19 protein-coding genes are annotated in these 19,862 nt (G+C 62.1%); 11 read left to right on the top strand and 8 right to left on the bottom strand.

All coding sequences use genetic code 11. The features are described 5' to 3' along the window. Positions 1-13 precede the first annotated feature (13 nt). Positions 14-973 carry an ACP S-malonyltransferase gene (gene fabD / locus AB8A38_RS03250; protein WP_439084967.1) on the bottom strand — a complete coding sequence of 320 codons (960 nt, stop codon included), beginning with the start codon at positions 971-973 and terminating at the stop codon, positions 14-16. A 369-nt stretch (positions 974-1,342) separates the two neighbouring features. On the opposite strand from fabD, the gene rpsF reads away from it, so the two are divergent. The 4 genes from rpsF (at position 1,343) to rplI (ending at position 3,788) form a co-directional block, all read left to right on the top strand. Further along, entirely contained in the window at positions 1,343-1,816 is a 474-nt protein-coding gene (rpsF, locus tag AB8A38_RS03245; RefSeq protein WP_068731054.1) for a 30S ribosomal protein S6, read from the top strand. A 5-nt stretch (positions 1,817-1,821) separates the two neighbouring features. Next, positions 1,822-2,061: a 30S ribosomal protein S18 gene (rpsR, locus tag AB8A38_RS03240; protein WP_002711478.1), complete on the top strand. Its 240-nt coding sequence runs from the start codon at positions 1,822-1,824 to the stop codon at positions 2,059-2,061. Positions 2,062-2,185: 124 nt separating this feature from the next. After that, entirely contained in the window at positions 2,186-3,154 is a 969-nt protein-coding gene (locus AB8A38_RS03235; protein ID WP_315842485.1) for a hypothetical protein, read from the top strand. Between the two features lie 49 nt (positions 3,155-3,203). Then, a complete protein-coding gene (gene rplI, locus AB8A38_RS03230; RefSeq protein WP_089263933.1) occupies positions 3,204-3,788 on the top strand; it encodes a 50S ribosomal protein L9 in 585 nt (194 codons plus the stop codon). A gap of 88 nt (positions 3,789-3,876) precedes the next feature. Here the strand turns inward: rplI and AB8A38_RS03225 are convergent, their stop codons facing one another. Further along, positions 3,877-4,998 carry a hypothetical protein gene (locus AB8A38_RS03225; RefSeq protein ID WP_439084966.1) on the bottom strand — a complete coding sequence of 374 codons (1,122 nt, stop codon included), beginning with the start codon at positions 4,996-4,998 and terminating at the stop codon, positions 3,877-3,879. 289 nt (positions 4,999-5,287) lie between these two features. On the opposite strand from AB8A38_RS03225, the gene AB8A38_RS03220 reads away from it, so the two are divergent. After that, positions 5,288-6,538, top strand: a complete 1,251-nt coding sequence (locus AB8A38_RS03220; RefSeq protein ID WP_315842487.1) for a cyclopropane-fatty-acyl-phospholipid synthase family protein — start codon at positions 5,288-5,290, stop codon at positions 6,536-6,538. Between the two features lie 6 nt (positions 6,539-6,544). On the opposite strand, the gene AB8A38_RS03215 is transcribed toward AB8A38_RS03220, so the two are convergent. Next, a complete protein-coding gene (locus AB8A38_RS03215) occupies positions 6,545-6,811 on the bottom strand; it encodes a hypothetical protein (protein WP_439084965.1) in 267 nt (88 codons plus the stop codon). A gap of 320 nt (positions 6,812-7,131) precedes the next feature. On the opposite strand from AB8A38_RS03215, the gene AB8A38_RS03210 reads away from it, so the two are divergent. Beyond that, positions 7,132-8,631, top strand: coding sequence for a replicative DNA helicase (locus AB8A38_RS03210; RefSeq protein ID WP_068731048.1), 1,500 nt, complete (start codon positions 7,132-7,134; stop codon positions 8,629-8,631). A gap of 98 nt (positions 8,632-8,729) precedes the next feature. Further along, complete coding sequence (gene alr, locus AB8A38_RS03205) at positions 8,730-9,917, top strand: alanine racemase (RefSeq protein WP_439084964.1); 1,188 nt, start codon at positions 8,730-8,732, stop codon at positions 9,915-9,917. Here alr and AB8A38_RS03200 read toward each other — a convergent pair. After that, entirely contained in the window at positions 9,914-10,300 is a 387-nt protein-coding gene (locus AB8A38_RS03200; RefSeq protein WP_439084963.1) for a tautomerase family protein, read from the bottom strand. The genes alr and AB8A38_RS03200 overlap by 4 nt on opposite strands. A gap of 78 nt (positions 10,301-10,378) precedes the next feature. Here AB8A38_RS03200 and AB8A38_RS03195 point away from each other — a divergent pair, with 78 nt between their 5' ends. Next, positions 10,379-11,107, top strand: a complete 729-nt coding sequence (locus AB8A38_RS03195) for a sulfite exporter TauE/SafE family protein (protein ID WP_439084962.1) — start codon at positions 10,379-10,381, stop codon at positions 11,105-11,107. 327 nt (positions 11,108-11,434) lie between these two features. Beyond that, the gene (locus tag AB8A38_RS03190; RefSeq protein WP_439084961.1) at positions 11,435-14,911 is read left to right on the top strand and encodes a bifunctional diguanylate cyclase/phosphodiesterase; all 3,477 of its coding nucleotides are present in this window, start codon (positions 11,435-11,437) and stop codon (positions 14,909-14,911) included. Positions 14,912-15,005: 94 nt separating this feature from the next. Here the strand turns inward: AB8A38_RS03190 and map are convergent, their stop codons facing one another. The 4 genes from map to AB8A38_RS03170 all read right to left on the bottom strand — a co-directional run bounded on the left by map (position 15,006) and on the right by AB8A38_RS03170 (position 17,056). Continuing rightward, positions 15,006-15,785, bottom strand: a complete 780-nt coding sequence (gene map / locus AB8A38_RS03185; RefSeq protein ID WP_315842493.1) for a type I methionyl aminopeptidase — start codon at positions 15,783-15,785, stop codon at positions 15,006-15,008. After that, a complete protein-coding gene (locus AB8A38_RS03180) occupies positions 15,782-15,994 on the bottom strand; it encodes a ParD-like family protein (RefSeq protein ID WP_439084960.1) in 213 nt (70 codons plus the stop codon). The genes map and AB8A38_RS03180 overlap by 4 nt, the downstream gene beginning before the upstream one ends. Before the next feature lie 159 nt (positions 15,995-16,153). After that, the gene (locus AB8A38_RS03175; RefSeq protein WP_315844165.1) at positions 16,154-16,513 is read right to left on the bottom strand and encodes a hypothetical protein; all 360 of its coding nucleotides are present in this window, start codon (positions 16,511-16,513) and stop codon (positions 16,154-16,156) included. Between the two features lie 276 nt (positions 16,514-16,789). Then, positions 16,790-17,056 carry a hypothetical protein gene (locus AB8A38_RS03170; protein WP_315842495.1) on the bottom strand — a complete coding sequence of 89 codons (267 nt, stop codon included), beginning with the start codon at positions 17,054-17,056 and terminating at the stop codon, positions 16,790-16,792. Positions 17,057-17,529: 473 nt separating this feature from the next. On the opposite strand from AB8A38_RS03170, the gene radA reads away from it, so the two are divergent. Together radA and AB8A38_RS03160 are read left to right on the top strand one after the other, a co-directional pair. Next, a complete protein-coding gene (radA, locus tag AB8A38_RS03165) occupies positions 17,530-18,990 on the top strand; it encodes a DNA repair protein RadA (protein WP_439084959.1) in 1,461 nt (486 codons plus the stop codon). 238 nt (positions 18,991-19,228) lie between these two features. Then, positions 19,229-19,861, top strand: coding sequence for a CvpA family protein (locus AB8A38_RS03160; protein WP_068731040.1), 633 nt, complete (start codon positions 19,229-19,231; stop codon positions 19,859-19,861). Position 19,862: the final 1 nt, after the last annotated feature.

Raw genomic sequence — 19,862 nt, 5'->3', positions numbered from 1 at the left:
CTCCTCTGGCCGCTTACGCCGAACGCGCTGCTGCGAGCGCATCCTTGGCGGCGGTAATGTCATTGGGTCCACCGACGGCGACGCCTACGGCGCCTTCGGCAATGCGTTTGACGAGCCCGCTCAGCACCTTGCCGGAGCCGACCTCAAGGAAACGCGTGACGCCCTGGCCTGCCATATAGGACACGCATTCACGCCAGCGCACGGTGCCGGTGACCTGCTCGACCAGGCGGCGGCGGATTTCATCGGGATCCGAGATCGGCGCGGCCAGCACGTTGGATACCAGCGGCACCACCGGCTTGTTGATCGTGACCTTGGCCAGCGCGTCCGCCATTACATCCGCAGCGGGCTGCATCAGGCTGCAATGGAACGGCGCCGACACCGGCAGCAACATCGCACGCTTGGCGCCCTTGGTCTTGGCGATCTCCAGCGCGCGTTCGACCGCAGCCTTGTTGCCGGACACCACCACCTGACCGCCGCCATTGTCGTTGGCTGCGTGGCACACTTCGCCCTGCGCAGCTTCTTCAGCCACGGCCACGGCGGTCTCGTAATCGAGGCCGAGCAACGCCGCCATGGCGCCGACGCCCACCGGCACGGCTTTCTGCATGGCCAGACCGCGGGTCCGCAGCAGGCGGGCCGCATCCGTGACGGAGAGGCTTCCCGCCGCTGCCAGCGCCGAATATTCGCCGAGCGAGTGGCCGGCCACGAAAGCGGCGTCCCTGGCCAGCGAGATGCCGGCCTCGGCCTCGAGCACCCGCATGGTCGCCAGCGACACCGCCATCAGCGCCGGCTGGGCGTTTTCGGTCAATTGGAGGGTTTCGGCCGGGCCATCCCAGATAATGCCGGTCAGCTTCTCGCTGAGTGCCGAATCAACCTCGTCGAATACGGCCTTGGCGGCGGGAAATGCCTCCGCCAGCGCCTTGCCCATGCCGACCGCCTGGGAACCCTGCCCCGGAAAGGTAAATGCTGCGGTCATCGACGCCCCGTCATGTTTTTTGGCTTAAACTCGTTCAAACGTGCGCCGTAAGACACTGGCACGACGGGGAATGTCAAGCCGCAGCGCCCAGGATGCACCACGATCCGGGTTCCCGCCCGCTCCCGGAATCCGCTCATTTGGCCCCTGTTTCGCTTGCCATTACTGGGAAAATCCGTATAACGCCCCGATCCGCAGATCCCGGCCGGGAGCTGAACGGACGGTCACAGCAAAATCACACACAGGTTTGTTGCGATAGGGCCAGTTGGTCCGTCGTCCCGTGCTCCCGCCTTCTGAGCAATATCGAGTCCTTTCCATAAGGGTTCGAAGGGCTTGCCGCCGGGAAACGCGCTAACCTTGGAAAGGACAGCCATGCCTCTTTATGAGCATGTATTTCTCGCACGTCAGGATGCGAGCGCACAGCAGGTCGAAGACCTCACCACCCAGATGACCGGCATCGTCGAAGGTCTCGGCGGCAAGGTCGTGAAGATGGAAAACTGGGGCGTGCGCTCCCTGACCTATCGCATGAACAAGAATCGCAAGGCGCACTTCGTGCTGATGAATCTCGATGCCCCGTCCGCGGCGGTCACCGAGATCGAGCGCCAGGAGCGGATCAGTGAAGACGTCATCCGTTATCTGACCGTCCGCGTCGAAGAGCACGAGGAAGGCCCGAGCGCGATGATGCGCAAGGCTGATCGTGATCGTGAGCGCGACGACCGTGGCGGTGGCTTCCGTGGCGACCGCGAAGGCGGCGGTTTCCGTGGCGACCGTGAAGGCGGTGGCTTCCGTGGTGATCGTGGTCCGCGTCGTCCGCGCGACGACGAAGCAGCATCGGTTGAGGAGTAAGAATAATGGCTGAAGCTGGTGCACGTCGTCCGTTTTTCCGCCGTCGCAAGACCTGCCCGTTCACAGGTCCGAACGCGCCGAAGATCGACTACAAGGATTCCAAGCTGCTGATGCGTTACGTCTCCGAGCGCGGCAAGATCGTGCCGAGCCGCATCACTGCCGTCTCCGCCAAGAAGCAGCGTGAACTCGCCCGCGCCATCAAGCGCTCGCGTTTCCTCGGTCTGCTGCCCTACGTTATCCGCTAAGGCGGTTTTCGACCGGCGGCCTCGTGCCGCCGGTCGCTTCTATTTCTCATAAGGCTTCCGGGTCGTCCGGTCGCCGATGGTTGGGGCAAGTGCCTCTAACCGCTCAAAGGGGGCGGGACAGCTGATGATCGCAAGTCTTCTCATCGCGTTTGCCGCCGGCGCTGCCTCAGCGCTGATGTTCGCCTCGATCATTTCGGGCGCGTTGATCTCCCTTTTGCTGTTCTATCTCGCGCCGCTGCCCTTGATGGTGGCCGCTCTCGGCTGGGGTCCGGTGACTGCTGCCATCGGCGGCATCGCAGCCGGCACCTCGCTCGGCCTGCTGTTCGGCATGCCCTATCTTGCCGCCTTCGTCTTCACCGTGGCCCTGCCCGCCTGGTGGCTCGGCCATCTCGCATTGCTCGGCCGTCCAGTGACTGCAGAAGTGCCGGGCGTGAATGGCGCGGCCGCGACACCGCCCGTGGTCGAATGGTATCCGGTCGGCCGTATGCTGCTATGGACAGCGGGTTTCGCCGCATTCACAACCATGGGCGCGCTGCTGACCCTCGGCACCGATGGCGACACTATCGTCTCGGCGCTGCGCCGCGCTCTGACCCGCATCCTGGGATCGCGCGGCGGCGCTGGCGACTCCGAACAGGTCATCAATGCGCTGGTGACGATCGCGCCGGCTGCTGCCGCCATCGTCGCGATCATGACACTGACGCTCAATCTCTGGCTCGCCGGCCGCATCATCGTGACATCGGGCCGGCTGAATCGGCCGTGGCCGGAGCTGAAATCCGCAGCACTGCCGCCGATGACGATGGTCGCGCTGTGTCTGGCCATCGCGCTGTCTTTCATAGGCGGCATCGTCGGCATCTTTTCGCAGATTGTCACCTCGGCGCTGATGATGGCCTATGCCCTCACCGGCTTCGCCGCGCTGCATACGCTGACCATGGGCATGAAAAGCCGCGTGATGGTGCTGGGCCTGACCTACGCCATGGTGCTCGTCCTCGGCTGGCCCATCCTCACCATGGTTGGCCTCGGCCTCGCCGATGCCTTCTTCGGATTTCGCCAACGTTTTCTCGCACGCAAGCCACCTTCTTCGACGGTGGCCTGACCCACTCACCTCAACTCAACACCTGCTCAACACTTAAAGGAGAACGATCATGGAAGTCATTTTGCTCGAACGCGTCGCCAAGCTCGGCCAGATGGGCGAAGTCGTCCGCGTCAAGGACGGCTACGGCCGCAACTTTCTGCTGAAGCGTGGCAAGGCGCTGCGCGCCACCGCCGACAACCGCGCCAAGTACGACGGCATGAAGGCTGACCTCGAAGCCAACAACATCAAGGCCAAGGCGGAAGCCACCACGGTTGCTGAGAAGATCGACGGCCGCAACGTCGTCATCATCCGTCAGGCATCGGAAACCGGTCAGCTGTTCGGCTCGGTGTCGGTGCGCGACATCATCGCCACCTTCGAGGCTGACGGCGTCACCTTCGCCCGCAGCCAGGTACTGCTCGACGCGCCGATCAAGACCATCGGCCAGCACAAGATCTCGATCGCCGTGCATCCTGAAGTCGAAGTCAGCGTCAGCGTCACCGTTGCCCGTTCGGCCGACGAAGCCGAGCGCATCAACCGCGGCGAAGACATCTCGAGCCGTCAGGAAGATCAGGACGCAGCCGCCGAAGCACTCGCCGCCGCCGGCGAGTTCTTCGATCCGGACGCACAGGGCAACGCCGAAGAAGACAACGGCTAAGTCCACACGACGCTTCTGCTCAAACGAGAAAAGCCCGGCCAGATTGGCCGGGCTTTTTTGTATCGTCACTCAAACGACGGCTGATCTACTACTGCGAGATCGGCGGCACCGGCGAGCCTGACGAGGCCGGAGGCGCCGGTGATGCAGCCGACGCCGGAGGCGGTGGTGGCGGCGCGGCCGGTGTCGGCGAAGGCGCGGCTGGGGCCACAGAAGTCGGCGCGGGCGCTGGCGGAGTTGCGGGAGGCACGACCGCTGGCGGCGGAGCTGCGGCTGGCGGAGGCGCTGGAGCCACGGGTGCCGGGGCCGGCGTTGCTGCGGGCGGAGACGCAGGGGCTGCCGGCGCAGGAGGCACCGGCTCGGCTGGCGCCGGACGGCTTTCCCCTTCAGGCGCCTTCGGTGCCGGCGTGACCGACGGAACGGGATCTGGACGAAGTGCCGGCGTCTCAGGCTTGGCTTCTGGCTTCGCCTCAGGCTTGCTCTCTTCCGCGGGCTTCGCAGGCTCGGTCTTGGCCGGCTCCGGCCGGGGCTCAGCCTTCGGCTCAGACTTGGGTTCAGCCTTCGGCTCAGACTTGGGTTCGACCTTGGGCTCGTCCTTCACAGGTTCGGCCTTCGGCGGCTCTTCCTGATGGCGGCGTCCCTTCTTGCCAAGCTTCTGCTTCTGCGCGGGACGCTCTGCTTCGGCGGCAGCCGGCGACTGTGCGTCTACGGGCTTGGCCGCATCGGGCTTCGCTTCGGGATTGTCTGTCGCCGGGCGGGCCTGTCGCCGCGCATTGCGGCCCTGGCGCGTGCCGGGCTCGGCCTGCGCTGGTGCAACATCCGCATCGGGCTTGGCGGCCTCCTGCGGACGGAGCCGGCGGCCCGGCGGCGGAGCCTCGGGCGGCGGCGCTGCACTGGGCTTGGCATCGGCCGGGGCCGGCTTCTGCTCGGTCGTGAGTTCACGGCCCTGACGCGTCAGGTTATCCCCGGCCGGGCGGCGGTCGGCCGCCCCGTTGGACACGACATAAGCGGCCATCGACGCCGCCATATCTGTACTTGTGGTGTAGTGCTGGCGCAGGAAGGCAGGCAACTGACCGGGCGCCACCGTCTTCAGCAGCCCGCGCGGACTTTTATGGCAGACGGCACAGCCGCCCGCGAAAATCTGGGAGGGTGACTTTCCGGCTTCGAGATTTTGGGCCTGTGCCGGGACTGCCGCGAAGCTAATCAGGAGCATCACCGTCGCTAAACTGAGCGCTCGGCTCAACATTTCAATCTCCTGATGTGGCTAGCTTAATCACGCGGATCACCTTGTATCCGATTGTGACGTGAATGGAAGCATCGACATATCGCAACGATGTGATCGGAACAATCGGGATAGCGGCATTGCAGCGTGCGCATTGGCACATGCGGTGCACCACTACTATCTTCTACTCAAGAGCTAGGGAGACAGTTGATCTCGTGCACGGCGGGAAGATACGCTGCTGCTTCGGCTCGCGCGTGATCGGATCATTGGGGTGATTTCGATGGACCGTCTGTTACGATTCTTCCTGAGTCAGTACATTCGCCGAGGGGCAATAACCTTCACCACCGCCTCCGGCCAACAATTCACCTTCGGTGATGGCTCCGGGCCTCCCGTCTCTGCCCGCTTCGTCACTAAAGCCGCCCAACGCCGACTACTTCTCGATCCCGAACTGGCACTCGGCGAGATATTCATGGACGGGCTCCTTGTTATGGAGCGTGGCACCATTGCCGACCTGCTCGCCATCGCCCTGAACCAGCCCGACCTGGCGCCCCGCTGGGCCAAGCTGCAATGGTGGCTCCGCTACGTCCTGCGCCACGCCCAGCAGTTCAATCCCCGCAAGCGCTCCCGCAACAACGTTGCCCATCACTACGATCTGGACGCCCGGCTCTACTCATTATTTCTGGATGCCGACAAGCAATATAGCTGTGCCTATTTCGAAGGACCGGACGCGACCCTGGACGACGCCCAGCTCGCCAAGAAGCGCCACCTCGCGGCCAAGATGCTCATCGAAAAAGGTCAGCGCGTACTCGACATCGGCTCCGGCTGGGGTGGGCTTGGGCTCTATCTGGCAGAGATGACCGGCGCCAATGTCACCGGCGTTACGCTGTCCACCGAACAGCTGCAGGTCGCCAATGCCCGGGCCGGCGAGAAAAACCTCAAAGACCGCGCGAAATTCCTGCTCGAGGACTATCGCGACATCCCCGGTCCATTCCACCGCATCGTCTCCGTCGGCATGTTCGAACATGTCGGCGTCGACCATTACGACACCTACTTCAAGCGATGCGCAGAACTCCTGACCGAGGACGGTGTCATGGTGCTGCACTCCATCGGTCGCCCTGAGGGACCCGGCATCACCAATCCATGGGTCGCCAAGTACATTTTCCCCGGGGGCTACATCCCTGCTCTGTCGGAAGTTCTCCCGGCGATCGAACGGGCCGGGTTACTGGTCTCGGACATCGAAATCCTGCGGCTGCATTATGCCGAGACGCTCAAGGCATGGCGCGAGCGCTTCATGGCACGACGCGAGGAAGCCGTGCGGCTCTATGACGAGCGCTTTGCGCGGATGTGGGAGTTCTATCTGGCGGCGTCCGAAATGTCGTTTCGCATGCAGAACGTGATGAACTTCCAGATCCAGCTGACCAAACGTCAGGACGTGGTGCCGTTCACGCGCGATTATATCGGGCGGGAGGAAGATCGGCTTCGAGCCAAGGAACGGACCCAGCAACCGCGTCTGCAGATTGCCGGCGAATAGGCTGATTTAGTGCTGGAATAGGAGCGTCGCCTGCCGGCGGCGCAAGACAGGCCGTGGCCGCAAAATGGCGGGGCGCTGGAGGCGCGCTTTGACGGCGGAGAGCGCTTTCGTATCGCATGGGACATTTTCGAGCTGCGCGGTGCGCTCGAACGTGTCGATCAGCGTGGACAACCACGCAGAACCGTCGGTTCCGGCAGCCTGAGTTCCGGCATCGGGATGCTGGTGACGCTGGCCCATGGATCTATCCTTCGCCTCTTCTTCTTTTGAAGCCAACGCCCGGCTCCCCGTGGCGTTCCGGCACTGCCGTGCCTGCCAGCGGCTGGCTCTCTTATAAGTGCGAGAGATCGCCATCCGGTTCAGGCGCGGGGCGCAATTTTTCCGGGTTCCTTAAGCAATGATTCAGACCCCTCCCCTTGCTGCAACCAAAGCGTCAAGCGCAATGCGCGCGACCGGCCGGAATTCCCCCGCCTTGATGTGTGAATCGTGCATAAGGCCGCTTCGTCCTTCCACTCGGAGACCGTCAGGCGCTTAGTCGCCGACGCCCGCGTGACCACGCCGTTCATCCGCCCAATTCGGAAGACCCAATAGAGACCATGGCCGCATTCGATTCGAACGTTCTCAAGCTCACCCCCGAGGCCGGCACCCCGGCCTATCGGTCGGCCCCGCACAATATCGAGGCGGAACAGGGCGTGCTGGGCGCGATCCTGGTTAATAACGACGCCTTCTACCGGGTCTCGGACTTCCTCAAGGCCGAGCATTTCTTCGAGCCGATCCACCAGACCATCTTCGAAACGGCCGCTGCCATCGTGCGCGCCGGCAAGATCGCCACACCCGTGACGCTGAAGACCTTCTTGCCGACCGACACCGATCTCGGCGGCATGACTGTAGGCCAGTATCTCGCCCGCCTGGCCGCCGAAGCCACCACCATCATCAATGCGCAGGATTACGGCCGCACGATCTATGAACTGGCGATCCGCCGCCAGCTGATCAATGTCGGCGAGGACATGGTCAACGTCGCCTATGACGCGCCGGTGGACTTCGCTCCCCGCGCCCAGATCGAGGACGCCGAGCGCCGGCTGTATGAGCTGGCCGAAGCTGGCCGCTATGACGGCGGCTTCCAGCGCTTCTCCCAGGCGATGACCACCGCGCTCGACATGGCCGCCAACGCCTATCAGCGTGACGGCAAACTGTCGGGCATCTCCAGCGGATTGCGCGACCTCGACGCCCGCATGGGCGGATTGCAGCGCTCCGACTTGATCGTGCTCGCCGGACGTCCTGGCATGGGCAAGACCTCGCTCGCCACCAACATCGCCTACAACATCGCCGCCGCCTATCAGTCCGAAGTGCAGCCCGACGGCAGCATGAAGACCATCAATGGCGGCGTCGTCGGCTTCTTCTCCTGCGAAATGTCCGCCGAACAGCTCGCCACGCGTATTCTCGCCGAGCAGACCGAGATTTCCTCCAGCGCGATCCGCCGCGGCGGCATCACCCAAGCCGAATTCGACAAGATCCGCGACTACACCATCAAGCTGCAGAACCTGCCGCTTTACGTCGACGAAACCGGCGGCCTGTCGATCTCGCAGCTCACCGCCCGCGCCCGCCGCCTGAAGCGGCAAAAGGGCCTCGACGTCATCATGGTGGACTACATCCAGCTGTTGCAGGGCTCGGGCAAACGCTCCGACAACCGCGTGCAGGAAGTCACCGAGATCACCACCAGCCTCAAGGCGCTGGCGAAGGAATTGAACTGCCCGGTAGTGGCGCTGTCGCAGCTCTCGCGTCAGGTCGAAAATCGTGAAGACAAGCATCCGCAGCTGTCCGACTTGCGTGAATCCGGGTCGATCGAGCAGGACGCCGACGTGGTGGTCTTCGTGTATCGCGAGGAATACTATCTGCAGGCCAAGGAGCCGCGACTCGGCACTCCCGAACACGAGAAATGGCAGCTCGAGATGGATCTTGCGCACGGCAAGGCCGAAGTCATCATCGCCAAGCAGCGTCACGGCCCCACAGGCACCGTCGACCTGCAGTTCGAAGGCCAGTTCACCCGCTTCAGCGATCTCGCCGGTGGCGCCCAGTTCCGCGCCCCGCAGGAATGACGCGCGTGCGGTTGAACCGTCTCTGACGCGCGCATATTGTGCGGCGCAGAATTCGATCGTGTGATCCCATCACACGATCCCTGTGCCAGGACATTTCGATGAACAGCGTCTCCGACCCGAAACCAACAACTCCCGCCGACATGGAGTTGCCGGCAGACGCCAGCGGCATGCTGACCATCGACCTCGACGCCATAGTCGCCAATTGGCGCAAGCTCGAAAAACACGGCGTGCCTGCCGAATGCGGCGCGGCGGTGAAGGCAGACGCCTATGGCTGCGGCATCATCCCCGTGGTGCGCGCGCTGGCGAAGGCGGGCTGCAAGACCTTCTTTGTCGCGACCTTCGACGAAGCTCGCGCCGCCCGCGCGGCCGCGCCCGAAGCCGCGATCTATCTGCTGAACGGTTTTCCGCCGAATTCCGGCGATGCGTTGGCCGCCATCAATGTGCAGCCCGTGATCGGCGATCTCAACGAACTTGCCGAATGGGACATGTTCTGCCGCCGTACCGGCTGGAAGGGTGGCGCGGCCGTGCATATTGACACCGGCATGAACCGGCTCGGCCTCGGCCTGGTCGACGTCCAGGGCCTGATCCCGCGCCTCGGCTCGGGCGATCACGGCTTCACGCTGGTGATGAGCCACCTCGCTTGCGCCGAACAACTGCACAATCCGATGAACGCCCGGCAATATTCCAGTTTCCGCGAGGCTTCCTCGCTGTTCTCCGGCGTGCCTGCATCCCTCGCGAATTCGTCGGGCATCTATCTCGGCGCAGCCTATCAGTTCGATCTGATGCGTCCGGGTGCTGCGCTCTACGGCGTCAATCCGACGCCGGAAGCCGACAACCCGATGGCATCCGTGGTCGATCTCAAGGTGCGCATCCTGCAGACCCGCAGTGTCGAGCGCGGCGACAGCGTCGGCTACGGTGCCACCTGGGTGGCGCGGCGTCCGACCAAGCTCGCAATCATCGCGGCCGGTTATGCCGATGGTTATTTCCGCGCGGCGGGCAGCAGCGACGGCACCCGCGGCGCCGAGGTCATCATCGCCGGCCAGCGCTGCCAGATCGCCGGCCGCATCTCCATGGATCTGCTCGCGGTGGATATCACCGACCTGCCCCACAACGCCGCCCGCCGCGGCCATCTGGCCACACTGATCGGCGACGGCATCACTGTCGACGAACTCGCGCATCACTACGGCACCATCGCCTATGAGGTGCTGACCAGCCTCGGCCGCCGTTACCTGCGCGTCTACAAGGGCGGCGACAGTGCCGTCCCCGTACACGCTGCCGCGTCCTAGACGTCGACTTTGAAGCTGAGTTCGATCTCGGAGGCCGGCAGGCCGCCGCGCACGCCCCAGTTCTCCAAAGGCTGCTCGTTCAACACGATCTTGATCTCGAGTTCGGGCACGCCGAGCGCCGCAAGGTTCTGCACGATCGTCTTGTAGACGCTGCGCTTGGCCTCGATGGAGCGGCCGGCAAACATCGTGATCTCGACCCGCGTGAAACGCTGCGAACGCCCGGTCGGCACGATGCGCTGCGTGTCGCTATAGGTGTCTACTGTCACGTCGCGGTCCCAGTCGGGAATTTTGAGCGCCGCCAGCATCGCCGACTGCACGGCCTCGATGATCTCGATCTCGCGGCCCCGCGCCCATTCTCCGGTGACAATTCTTGTGACTGGCATCGCCCTCTCCCCATCGGATCGGTTGCACCTACACGACTGGAGCGCTCTTGTAACGTCCCGCGCTTGGAGAGTCGCGCCTTGAACTTCATCTTCGTCTGCACGGTCGGCCTCATCGCCGGCACCATTTCCGGGATCGTCGGCACCGGCTCATCGATCATGCTGATGCCGGTGCTGGTCTGGCAGTTCGGCCCGAAGGAAGCCGTGCCGATCATGGCGGTCGCCGCCGTAATGGCCAACCTGTCGCGCATCCTCGCCTGGTGGCGTGAGGTCGACTGGCGCGCCACCGCCGCCTATTCGCTCACCGGCATTCCAGCTGCAGCCCTGGGCGCACGCACGCTGCTGGTGCTGCCGTCGCATGTGGTCGATCTCACCATCGGACTGTTCTTCATTGCCATGGTGCCGCTGCGCCACTGGCTGGCGCGGCGCTCCTTCACTATCAGCCTGTGGCAACTCGCGCTTGGCGGCGCGATCATTGGCTATCTAACCGGCATCGTCGTCTCCAGCGGTCCACTCAGCGTGCCGCTGTTTCTGTTTTACGGCCTCGCCAAGGGCGCCTTCCTCGCCAGCGAAGCCGCGAGTTCGCTCGGCCTGTATCTCAGCAAGTCTGTCACCTTCCAACGGTTTGGCGCGCTCGATCTCGACGTGCTTGTGAAAGGCCTGATCGCCGGCGCCTCGCTGATGGCCGGCGCGTTCATCGCCAAACGCTACGTACTGAAACTGAGCGTCGAGACGTTCCGCCTGGTCATGGACGGGATCATGCTTCTGGCGGGCGCAAGCATGGTGCTGTCGGGCATGGCGCTGATCTAGGGCGTGTACTCACAAATCGCGGTAAGTATGTCCGCTACCCCGCGAGTTGCAGGCTCAAGCCGGACAGCAGGCCGTTGGATGCTGCGCTGTTTAAAGTTGTATCTATTACTTAGAAGCACGTGCAACTGATGTTCATAGATGGCGATCAACCAGCAACAGGTATTAGTATCTCGCGAGTCCGCATTTCCAACGTGCGCAGTGCAACATAATCCTTTGCCTCGCCACGTACAGTAATGCCAACATTTCCAACCTATTATTAAGGTTCGTCATCCACGCTAAAATCCGGAATTTCATTTGTTTCATTTGTAACGACTACGTGGACGCTTCATGCGCGCGTTCTATGGAAGACTGGCCCGGCTGCCAGGATTTTCATTGGTGGTGCTCGGCGTCTTCTTTGCGACGTCGATCATCGTTGTGTTTTTGGTGGATCTGCAGGCGCGCCATCATGCGGCCCTCGCTGAGGCAAAAAAAGCGGCACTGAACATCGCCGAGATTCTCGCCGAACACACGGCGCTGACCTTTGAGAGTATCGATCGAACACTGCTCGAGGCCGAGAGAATTCGCGAAGATAGTCTCTCGGGAAAGTATGCAACGCCCGAAGCCGCAAATACCGCCTTGCGTCTTCTCAAGAAGGCCTCATCGATCGTCGTTGCTGTCGGCTGGACAGATGCCGCCGGTAACCTTCTGGCGCATTCCTACGATCGCACGCCGCCGCGAAGCAATATCTCCGACATGTTGCACTTCACCGCTCAACGCGATCAGGCCGATGGCCGGCTGTTTATTGCGCCCCCCTATCCCTCGGCTGTCACCGACAAATGGTTGACGGCGGCGTCGCGCCGGTTAAGCAACGCCGACGGCAGCTTCGCAGGAGTTGTAACTGCACCACTCGACCCGACCCATTTCACGCAGGTCTATCGCGCGATCGATGTCGGCAGGGGCGGATCCGTGCTGTTGCTGCATCGCGCGGGCACGGGGCGGGTTCTTGCGCGAGAGCCCGCGAGAAAAGGAGCCATCGGAAAATCTTTCGCGGATAGCCCGCTCGTCTCCGAATATCTGCCAAAATCGGAAGCGGGCTCCTACGAGACGATAGGCGTTATCGACGGCATCGCGCGCCTCGCGGGATACAAGGCTGTGCCCGGACTGCCGCTGGTCTTGGTCATCACATATGCCCGCAGCGAGGTGCTGGGACCGTGGCGCCAGCATCTTTACCTGGTAGGCCCGCTCGTCGCCATGATCGTTGCCGTCATCTTGTTCGGCACGTTTAGGATTTTGCGCCAGACGAATAGTCTCGCCGTGAAAACTAGGATTCTGGAACGAACGAACATGCAGTTCGATGCCGCCTTGAGCAACATGTCGCTAGGGCTCTGCCTGTTTGACGCGAACAAGAATCTGGTGGTTTCGAATGGCCGCTTCCGCGAGATGTATGGTTTCCCGGAAGAACTCGTCAGGCCCGGAACACCCTTGTCTCTCATGCTGCAGGCCCTCAAAGATCGCGGAAAGCACGATTTGTCCATCGAGGGGGACGTTGAGGAGATTCCGACGAAGCAAAAGCAGATTTTTATGTCTGCCGACGGTCGCGTGATTTTAATTCAACGCAGGCCGATTGCGGATGGCGGATGGGTCGCAACCCATGAAGACATCACCGAGCAGAAACGCGCACAGCGATTATTGACTGATAAAGCTGCTGAACTCGAGCGGATCAACATGCGCTTCGACGCCGCGATGAACAACATGTCGCAGGGTCTTTCGCTGTTTGATGGAGAGCAGAGGATCATTCTTTCAAATGCGCGTTATGCGGAAATCTATCACCTCAGCGAGGAACAGGTGAAGCCAGGGACAACGCTGCGGCAAATCATTGAATATCGCCGGGCGAATAGAACAAATTGCGAAATGGCTGCGGACGTCCTTGTCGACGCCAAACTGAAACTGGAGAAAGAAGTTCAAGAGCTTGTCGATGGGCGCCTCATTTCGATGACGCGCCATCTGATGCCGAACGAGGGTTGGCTGGCGACTCATGAGGATGTCACGGCGCAAAAACACAGGGAGCAATTGCTGGCCGCGAAAGCCGTGGAGCTGGAGCAGACGAACGAACGCTTCGACATTGCACTGACCAACATGTCGCAGGGTCTCTGCATGTTCGACGGAGCAAAACGGCTCGTTGTCTGGAATGATCGTTATGCGGAATTGTACCAGTTGCCTGCGGCTTTGTTGAAAGTCGGGACGCCACATGAGGCTATCATCGCCGATCGCGTCTCTCGTGGCATTCTCAAGGGCGGGACGAGCGAACCAGCCATCAGGAAAAAAATAGCTGAATTGGGCCAGCATTCGACAGATTCAAGCTCGGCCAGGGTCGATGAACTTGCGGATGGGCGATTGATACTCGTCACCCGACAGCCAATGAAAGACGGCGGTTGGGTTGCAACGCATGAGGATATCACCGAACGGAGGCGCGCAGAGGCCGAGATCGTTCATCTGGCGCGTCACGATGCGCTCACGGGACTTGCCAATCGAACACTGTTTACCGAGAAACTTGAGGAGGCGAGCCAGCGTCTTGGCCGCCATGACGATGGCTTTGCCGTGGTCATGCTCGACCTCGATAGATTCAAGACCGTCAACGACACGCTGGGACATCCCGCTGGGGATCGCTTGCTTGTTGAGTTCGCTCAACGGCTGAAATCATCGACTCGCGAAACCGATGTGCTGGCCCGCCTTGGGGGTGACGAGTTTGCGATCATCCAGGACGGAGGCCCCAATCCGCAGGAAGGTGCAATCGTGCTTGCCCTCAGGATCATCGATGCCATTGCTCAGCCATTTGATCTCAACGGCCACCAGGCCAGCATCGGGATCAGCATTGGAATTGCCCTCGCTCCGGAACAGGGCGTCGATCCCGAGGACCTGTTGAGAAAAGCAGATCTCGCGCTCTACGACGCCAAGACGGGCGGGCGAAACGATTTCCGCCTGTTCCAGTCCGAAATGATCGAGGCTGCCCACTCGCAGAAGATATTGGCAAACGAACTGCGGGACGCGATCGCGAGAAATGAATTCGAGGTGCACTACCAGCCGGTGGTTGACGCCAAGACGCGGCAGATCCGCGGTGCTGAGGCGCTGGTCCGCTGGCGGCATCCGTCGAAAGGGCTCATCGCTCCCGATCAATTTATTCCGCTCGCGGAAGCGACGGGGCTGATCCTTCCTCTTGGCGAGTGGATCCTGCACCAGGCTTGCACAGATGCAGCGTCGTGGCCGGCTCACCTCAAGATCATGGTCAACATCTCTGCGGTTCAAGTCAGTAAGGGAAAGCTGCTCGACGTCATGCTGGATACTCTAATGGAGACGGGTCTTTCGCCTGAACGGCTGGAGTTGGAAATTACGGAGACGGCTCTTCTTGAGAACGCGACGGCGCATCTGGGGACGATACGGCAGCTGAAGAATCTCGGTATCTCCATCGCGCTCGATGATTTTGGCACTGGTTATTCAACGGCGAGTTATTTGACCAATTTCCCGTTCGACAGGATCAAGATCGACAAATCCTTCGCACAAGGCGCTCCCAATCGTCGCGATTGCGCAGCGGTGGTGTCCTCGGTGCTTGCGCTGGCCCGTGGTCTTGGCATCGCAACGACGGCCGAGGGTGTCGAGACCGAAGAGCAATTTGAATATCTGCAGGCTGCAGGCGTAGACCTCGTCCAGGGCTTTCTGTTCGGTCGGCCCGTCCCGCTCTCCGAATTCGACCTCGATGCGGCAGTTTCATTTGGAAATGGTGCTGCTGACGGCGAATTGTGCGCAGAGGTCATCACCGCAGGGAGATGACCGCCGCGTTTCAAACGGCGATCAAGTAGGCCACGCCGCTGCTGCAACGAAGCGCGACATCGGCCACAGCTCCGGAAGCGCCATTCGGATTTGGCTACGCGCTTATGAGTCCACGCCCTGGTTCGTCGGGACGCAGCGTCAGCACCGACACGCCGGAAGCTGTCACGGCAACGGTGTGCTCGAATTGCGCGGACAGCGACCCATCTCTGGTCACAACACTCCAACCGTCATCCATGGTTCTCACACTCCGCCGGCCGCGATTGAGCATCGGCTCGATCGTGAAAACCATCCCCTCACGCAGCGCGAGGCCCGTCCCTGGCTTTCCGAAATGCCTAACCTGCGGGTCCTCATGCATCTCCCGGCCGATGCCGTGACCGCAATATTCACGCACCACGGAATAGCCGTTGCGCCTGGCATGTCGTTCGATCGCCCAGCCGATGTCTCCGAGCCGCGCACCCGGACGAACCGCCCGGATGCCCATCCACATGGCCTCATAGGTGGTCTCGACCAGCCTTCTGGCGGCCGGCTTCACTTCACCAACGAGATAGGTCTTGCTGGAGTCCGCGATGTAACCGTTCTTCTCGAGCGTGATGTCGAAATTGACGATGTCGCCGCCGCGAAGCACGTGCGATTGCGATGGAACGCCATGGCAGACCACATCGTTCACCGACGCATTCAACACGAAACCGTAGCCATATTGGCCCTTGCTTGCGGGTCGGGCCTGGAGATCGTCGACGATGAACCGCTCGACCATTTCATTGACCTGAAGCGTCGAGAGGCCGGCGAGCGAGCTACGATCCAACAGCCCGAAGACGGACGCCAGCAGCCGCCCGGATTCGGCCAGCAACGCCAGTTCCTCGGGCCGCTTCGTCATGCTGCGCTAACAGCCAGCGGCTGAGCCGAAACGCCTGCGGAGCTGAGTTCACGCGCCATGATCTCGTTGAAACTGAGCGTCGGATTGGTCTCGCACAACATGCCGATCTTGATCCAATAGGCGGCCTGCGCGTTGATCGAACGCAACGAGACTGTGCTCGCTTTGCGCACCTGATCGTGCAGATCGTCATCGATGTTCACAACGCCCACAGGGACCTCGATATATGATTCGTATATGAAACATATATTCTCGACATACGTGAAAGCCAAGAGCGATTTGTCCTGACTGCCGCGACTGCCCTCCCCCAAACGCAAATCGGCCGCCCTGAGGCGGCCAATCGCAGTCCTGAAAATCTGAGCTACCGCGGCTTAGTGGCCGTATCCGTAGCTTGAGCCGAAGCTGAAGCCGCGATTGCAGGTCGAGCAGCCCTGCTGCACCGGTGCGTAATAGACCTGCGCCGGAGCGACCATCTGGACGCGCTGCTGCGTGGCATATTGTGCCGGGATGCGCTCGTAATCGACGCGCGCAGGCGCAACCATCACGGTCTTCGGCACCATCACCGTCTCGTACTGCGCCGGCGTGCGGCGCGCGACGGTGCGGCCGGGAGCCACCATCACCGTCTCTTCGACAGTGCGATACTGCGGCGGCACCACCTGCTGCTGATAGCAAGTCTGGCACGGCGGCGGTGTGTAGCAGTTATAGCAACCCGCCGAGGCCGCATTGGGCATCGCCATTCCGGCGACAGTGGCGAACATCGCAGCAGCAATCAATTTTGTCATGATGAGACCCCGTGGCGAGCTTGTTTGAAATGGGTTCGTATCGCTTTGATGCGCGACACTTAGCCAAGCACCACCACCGGTCAACGCGGTCCTGATATTTACCTTGATGAACGTGCTTAAGATTTGATGACGGCAACATATGAGGATGCCAAGGCAGGCACAGCTGCACTGCGCCTGGATTCACCGCAGAGCGCGACGTGAGATCAATCGGCCTCTGCAGCCAACCTAATAGCCGTCGCGAGGCAGCCCGAAGAGGTGCTCGAACACACTCGGTTGGCGAACCACCCATTGGCCCGGTTCGCCCGTTCTCAAATCCCGCACATAACGCGGCGGCGCTTCCACATAGTAAAGCGGCGGCGGCGCGCGAATGCCGGTATCCATTGTGATGGGATAGCGCGCCGTGCCGGCGCGATAGCGCGCATCGCGGTAGTCAGAGGCAAGTACCGGCGTCGCCAGCGTCGCCGCACCCAGCACGATCATCAAAATACGCACGGCACACCTCACGCTGACGTCACTGCGGTGAGGCTATCGAGCGGAGGTTAATGAAGGATTCGTCGCATGGCAGTTCCACGCGTGCTCCTGCACGGAATGAATTAGACTCGTGAAGCGCTGGACTGCGGCTCAGCTGGTTGGTCGAGCAGCCTCGATTCCTTACCAGTGCTTGCATCTGGATTCTGCTCTCGGCGCGTCTACCGAGCGTAAGCAATCGCCAAGCTGAAGAAGGACCGTTGCAGAGGCTGCACCTCCGGCATCGCCGCGGCAAAGGCGATCCAGGCCGACATTGCCGACCAGCTCTCGCGCGTCGGAATTTTTGGCAACCGAATAGACCTTGCCCATGTGCCGGTCGATGCGTCCCCCCGGCGAGGCTGGCGACCCCTTCGAGAAGAAACTTGCAAATGCCCCGTTCAACCGCGTAGACCAAGAGAACAAACCAAAAACAACCACAGCCGCGATTCCTTCCGCCAATGGCCAAGAACCTCCTCTCCTTCGTCTGCCAGAATTGCGGCGCCGCCTATAACAAGTGGCAGGGCAAGTGCGACGCCTGCGGCGAGTGGAATTCGCTGGCCGAGGAGGACACCACCGGCGTCACCACGATTCCGGTCAGCGCGCGCTCCAAGCGCAAGGGGCGCACCTTCAATCTCGAAAGCCTGACTGGCCAGAGCAACGATGCGCCGCGCATAGCCTCGGGGATGGGCGAGCTCGACCGCGTCACCGGCGGCGGTTTCGTGCGCGGCTCGGTGCTCTTGATCGGCGGCGATCCCGGCATCGGTAAATCGACCTTGCTGACCCAGGCCACCAGCCTGATGGCGCGCGCCGGCCATCGCGTCGTCTATATCTCCGGCGAAGAAGCCGTGGCGCAAGTGCGGCTGCGCGCGTCGCGTTTGGGCCTCGCGGACGCCTCGGTACAGCTCGCGTCCGAAACCTCGGTCGAAGATATCGTCGCCACGCTGTCCGAAGGCACGGTACCGCGGCTGATCGTGATCGACTCGATCCAAACCATGTGGACCGACACGGTGGAATCCGCGCCCGGCACCGTCACCCAGGTCCGCGCCTCGGCGCAGGCGCTCATTCGCTTCGCCAAGAAATCCGGGGCCACTATCATCCTGGTCGGCCATGTCACCAAGGACGGCCAGATCGCCGGGCCTCGTGTCGTCGAGCACATGGTCGATGCCGTGATGTCGTTCGAGGGCGAAGGCTCGCAGCAGTTCCGCATCCTGCGCGCGGTGAAGAACCGCTTCGGCCCGACCGACGAGATCGGCGTGTTCGAGATGACGGGGCTCGGCCTGCGCGAGGTCTCCAACCCCTCCGAGCTGTTCCTGTCCGATCGCGATCTCGGCTCGCCGGGCACCGCCGTCTTCGCCGGCATGGAGGGCACCCGTCCGGTGCTGGTGGAACTGCAGGCTCTGGTTGCGCCGACGACTTTGGGCACGCCGCGCCGCGCCGTGGTGGGTTGGGATTCCTCCCGGCTGTCCATGGTGCTGGCCGTGCTGGAGGCCCATTGCGGGGTCAAGCTGTCGGGCTACGACGTCTATTTCAACGTCGCCGGCGGATTGCGCATCAACGAGCCCGCCGCCGACATGGCCGCGGCCGCAGCACTGGTGTCGTCGCTGTGCAACGCCCCGCTGCCCACCGACGCGGTCTATTTCGGCGAAATCTCGCTGTCCGGCGCGGTGCGCCCGGTGGCGCAGACATCGGCGCGGCTGAAAGAGGCGGCAAAACTCGGCTTCGGCCGCGCAGTGCTGCCGGAATCGGCGCGCGGCGATCCCGGCGGCGATGCCGGACTGTCCCTCAATACCATCGGCGGCCTGACCTCGCTGGTCGCCGATATCGCTGCCCGCGGCGTCAAACCCACGCGCGACAACAGCAAAAGCACAGATGCCGAGAAAAATACCGTACCGGCGCGATTCAAGCGCCAGGACGGCTGACAGCGACGTGACCTGTGCTGCTGCGGCCGCTATAGAATGCGCGCGCGACAGACTGCGCAGATGTGCAACACGCTCCGTTAAGGCACTCTGCCGAAAGCGGAACAATGGTGTGATCAGGTGTGCTCTTGCGGCCGATAGCGGTTTTCCGGCCTTGCGAGACGTGCCATATCACCGTCACCTGAAGCGGCAGCCTGTGCCGATTCGCGGTTTCTGATTCACGAGCGGACCTGACCAGCCGATGCCGATCACGATTCTCGACCTTGTCCTGCTCGGCGTCATGCTGATCTCCGGCCTGCTGGCCATGGTCCGCGGCTTCATGCGCGAAATCCTGTCGATCGCGGCCTGGGGCGCGGCGGCGCTGGTCACGCTGTTTGCTTTCCAGAAGCTGCTCCCGACCGCTAAAACTTATTTCAACAACGATACCGTCGCCAGCATCGTGGTGGTGGCCGGCGTGTTCATCGGCACGCTGATCGTGGTCTCGATCATCACCGTCCGCATCTCCGATATGATCCTGGATTCGCGCATCGGCGCGCTGGACCGCACGCTGGGCTTCCTGTTCGGCCTCGCCCGCGGCCTCCTGATCGTGGTCGTCGCCTTCCTGTTCTTCTCCTGGCTGGTACCGGACAAGCAGCGTCCGGACTGGGTCACGGGTGCAAAATCGCGCGTCGTTCTGCAAGGAACCGGCGATTGGCTAATGGCACTCTTGCCGGATGACCCTGAAAACACCATCTTGAAGAGGTTCAAGAAAAACAAACCCGATGAGGATACGACCGACGCCGAGCCCGCAGCGCCCGGCGCCGCGGATGGCTATTCCAAACCTGCCCGCGACAGCCTGAAAAAGCTGATCGATGGCAAACCGGCGGGACGCTAGG

Source organism: Tardiphaga sp. 839_C3_N1_4 (genome assembly GCF_051811045.1).
GTDB lineage: Bacteria > Pseudomonadota > Alphaproteobacteria > Rhizobiales > Xanthobacteraceae > Tardiphaga.
The sequence above is the reverse complement of the archived record's forward strand: the minus strand, read 5'-3'. Positions and strand labels throughout refer to the sequence as shown.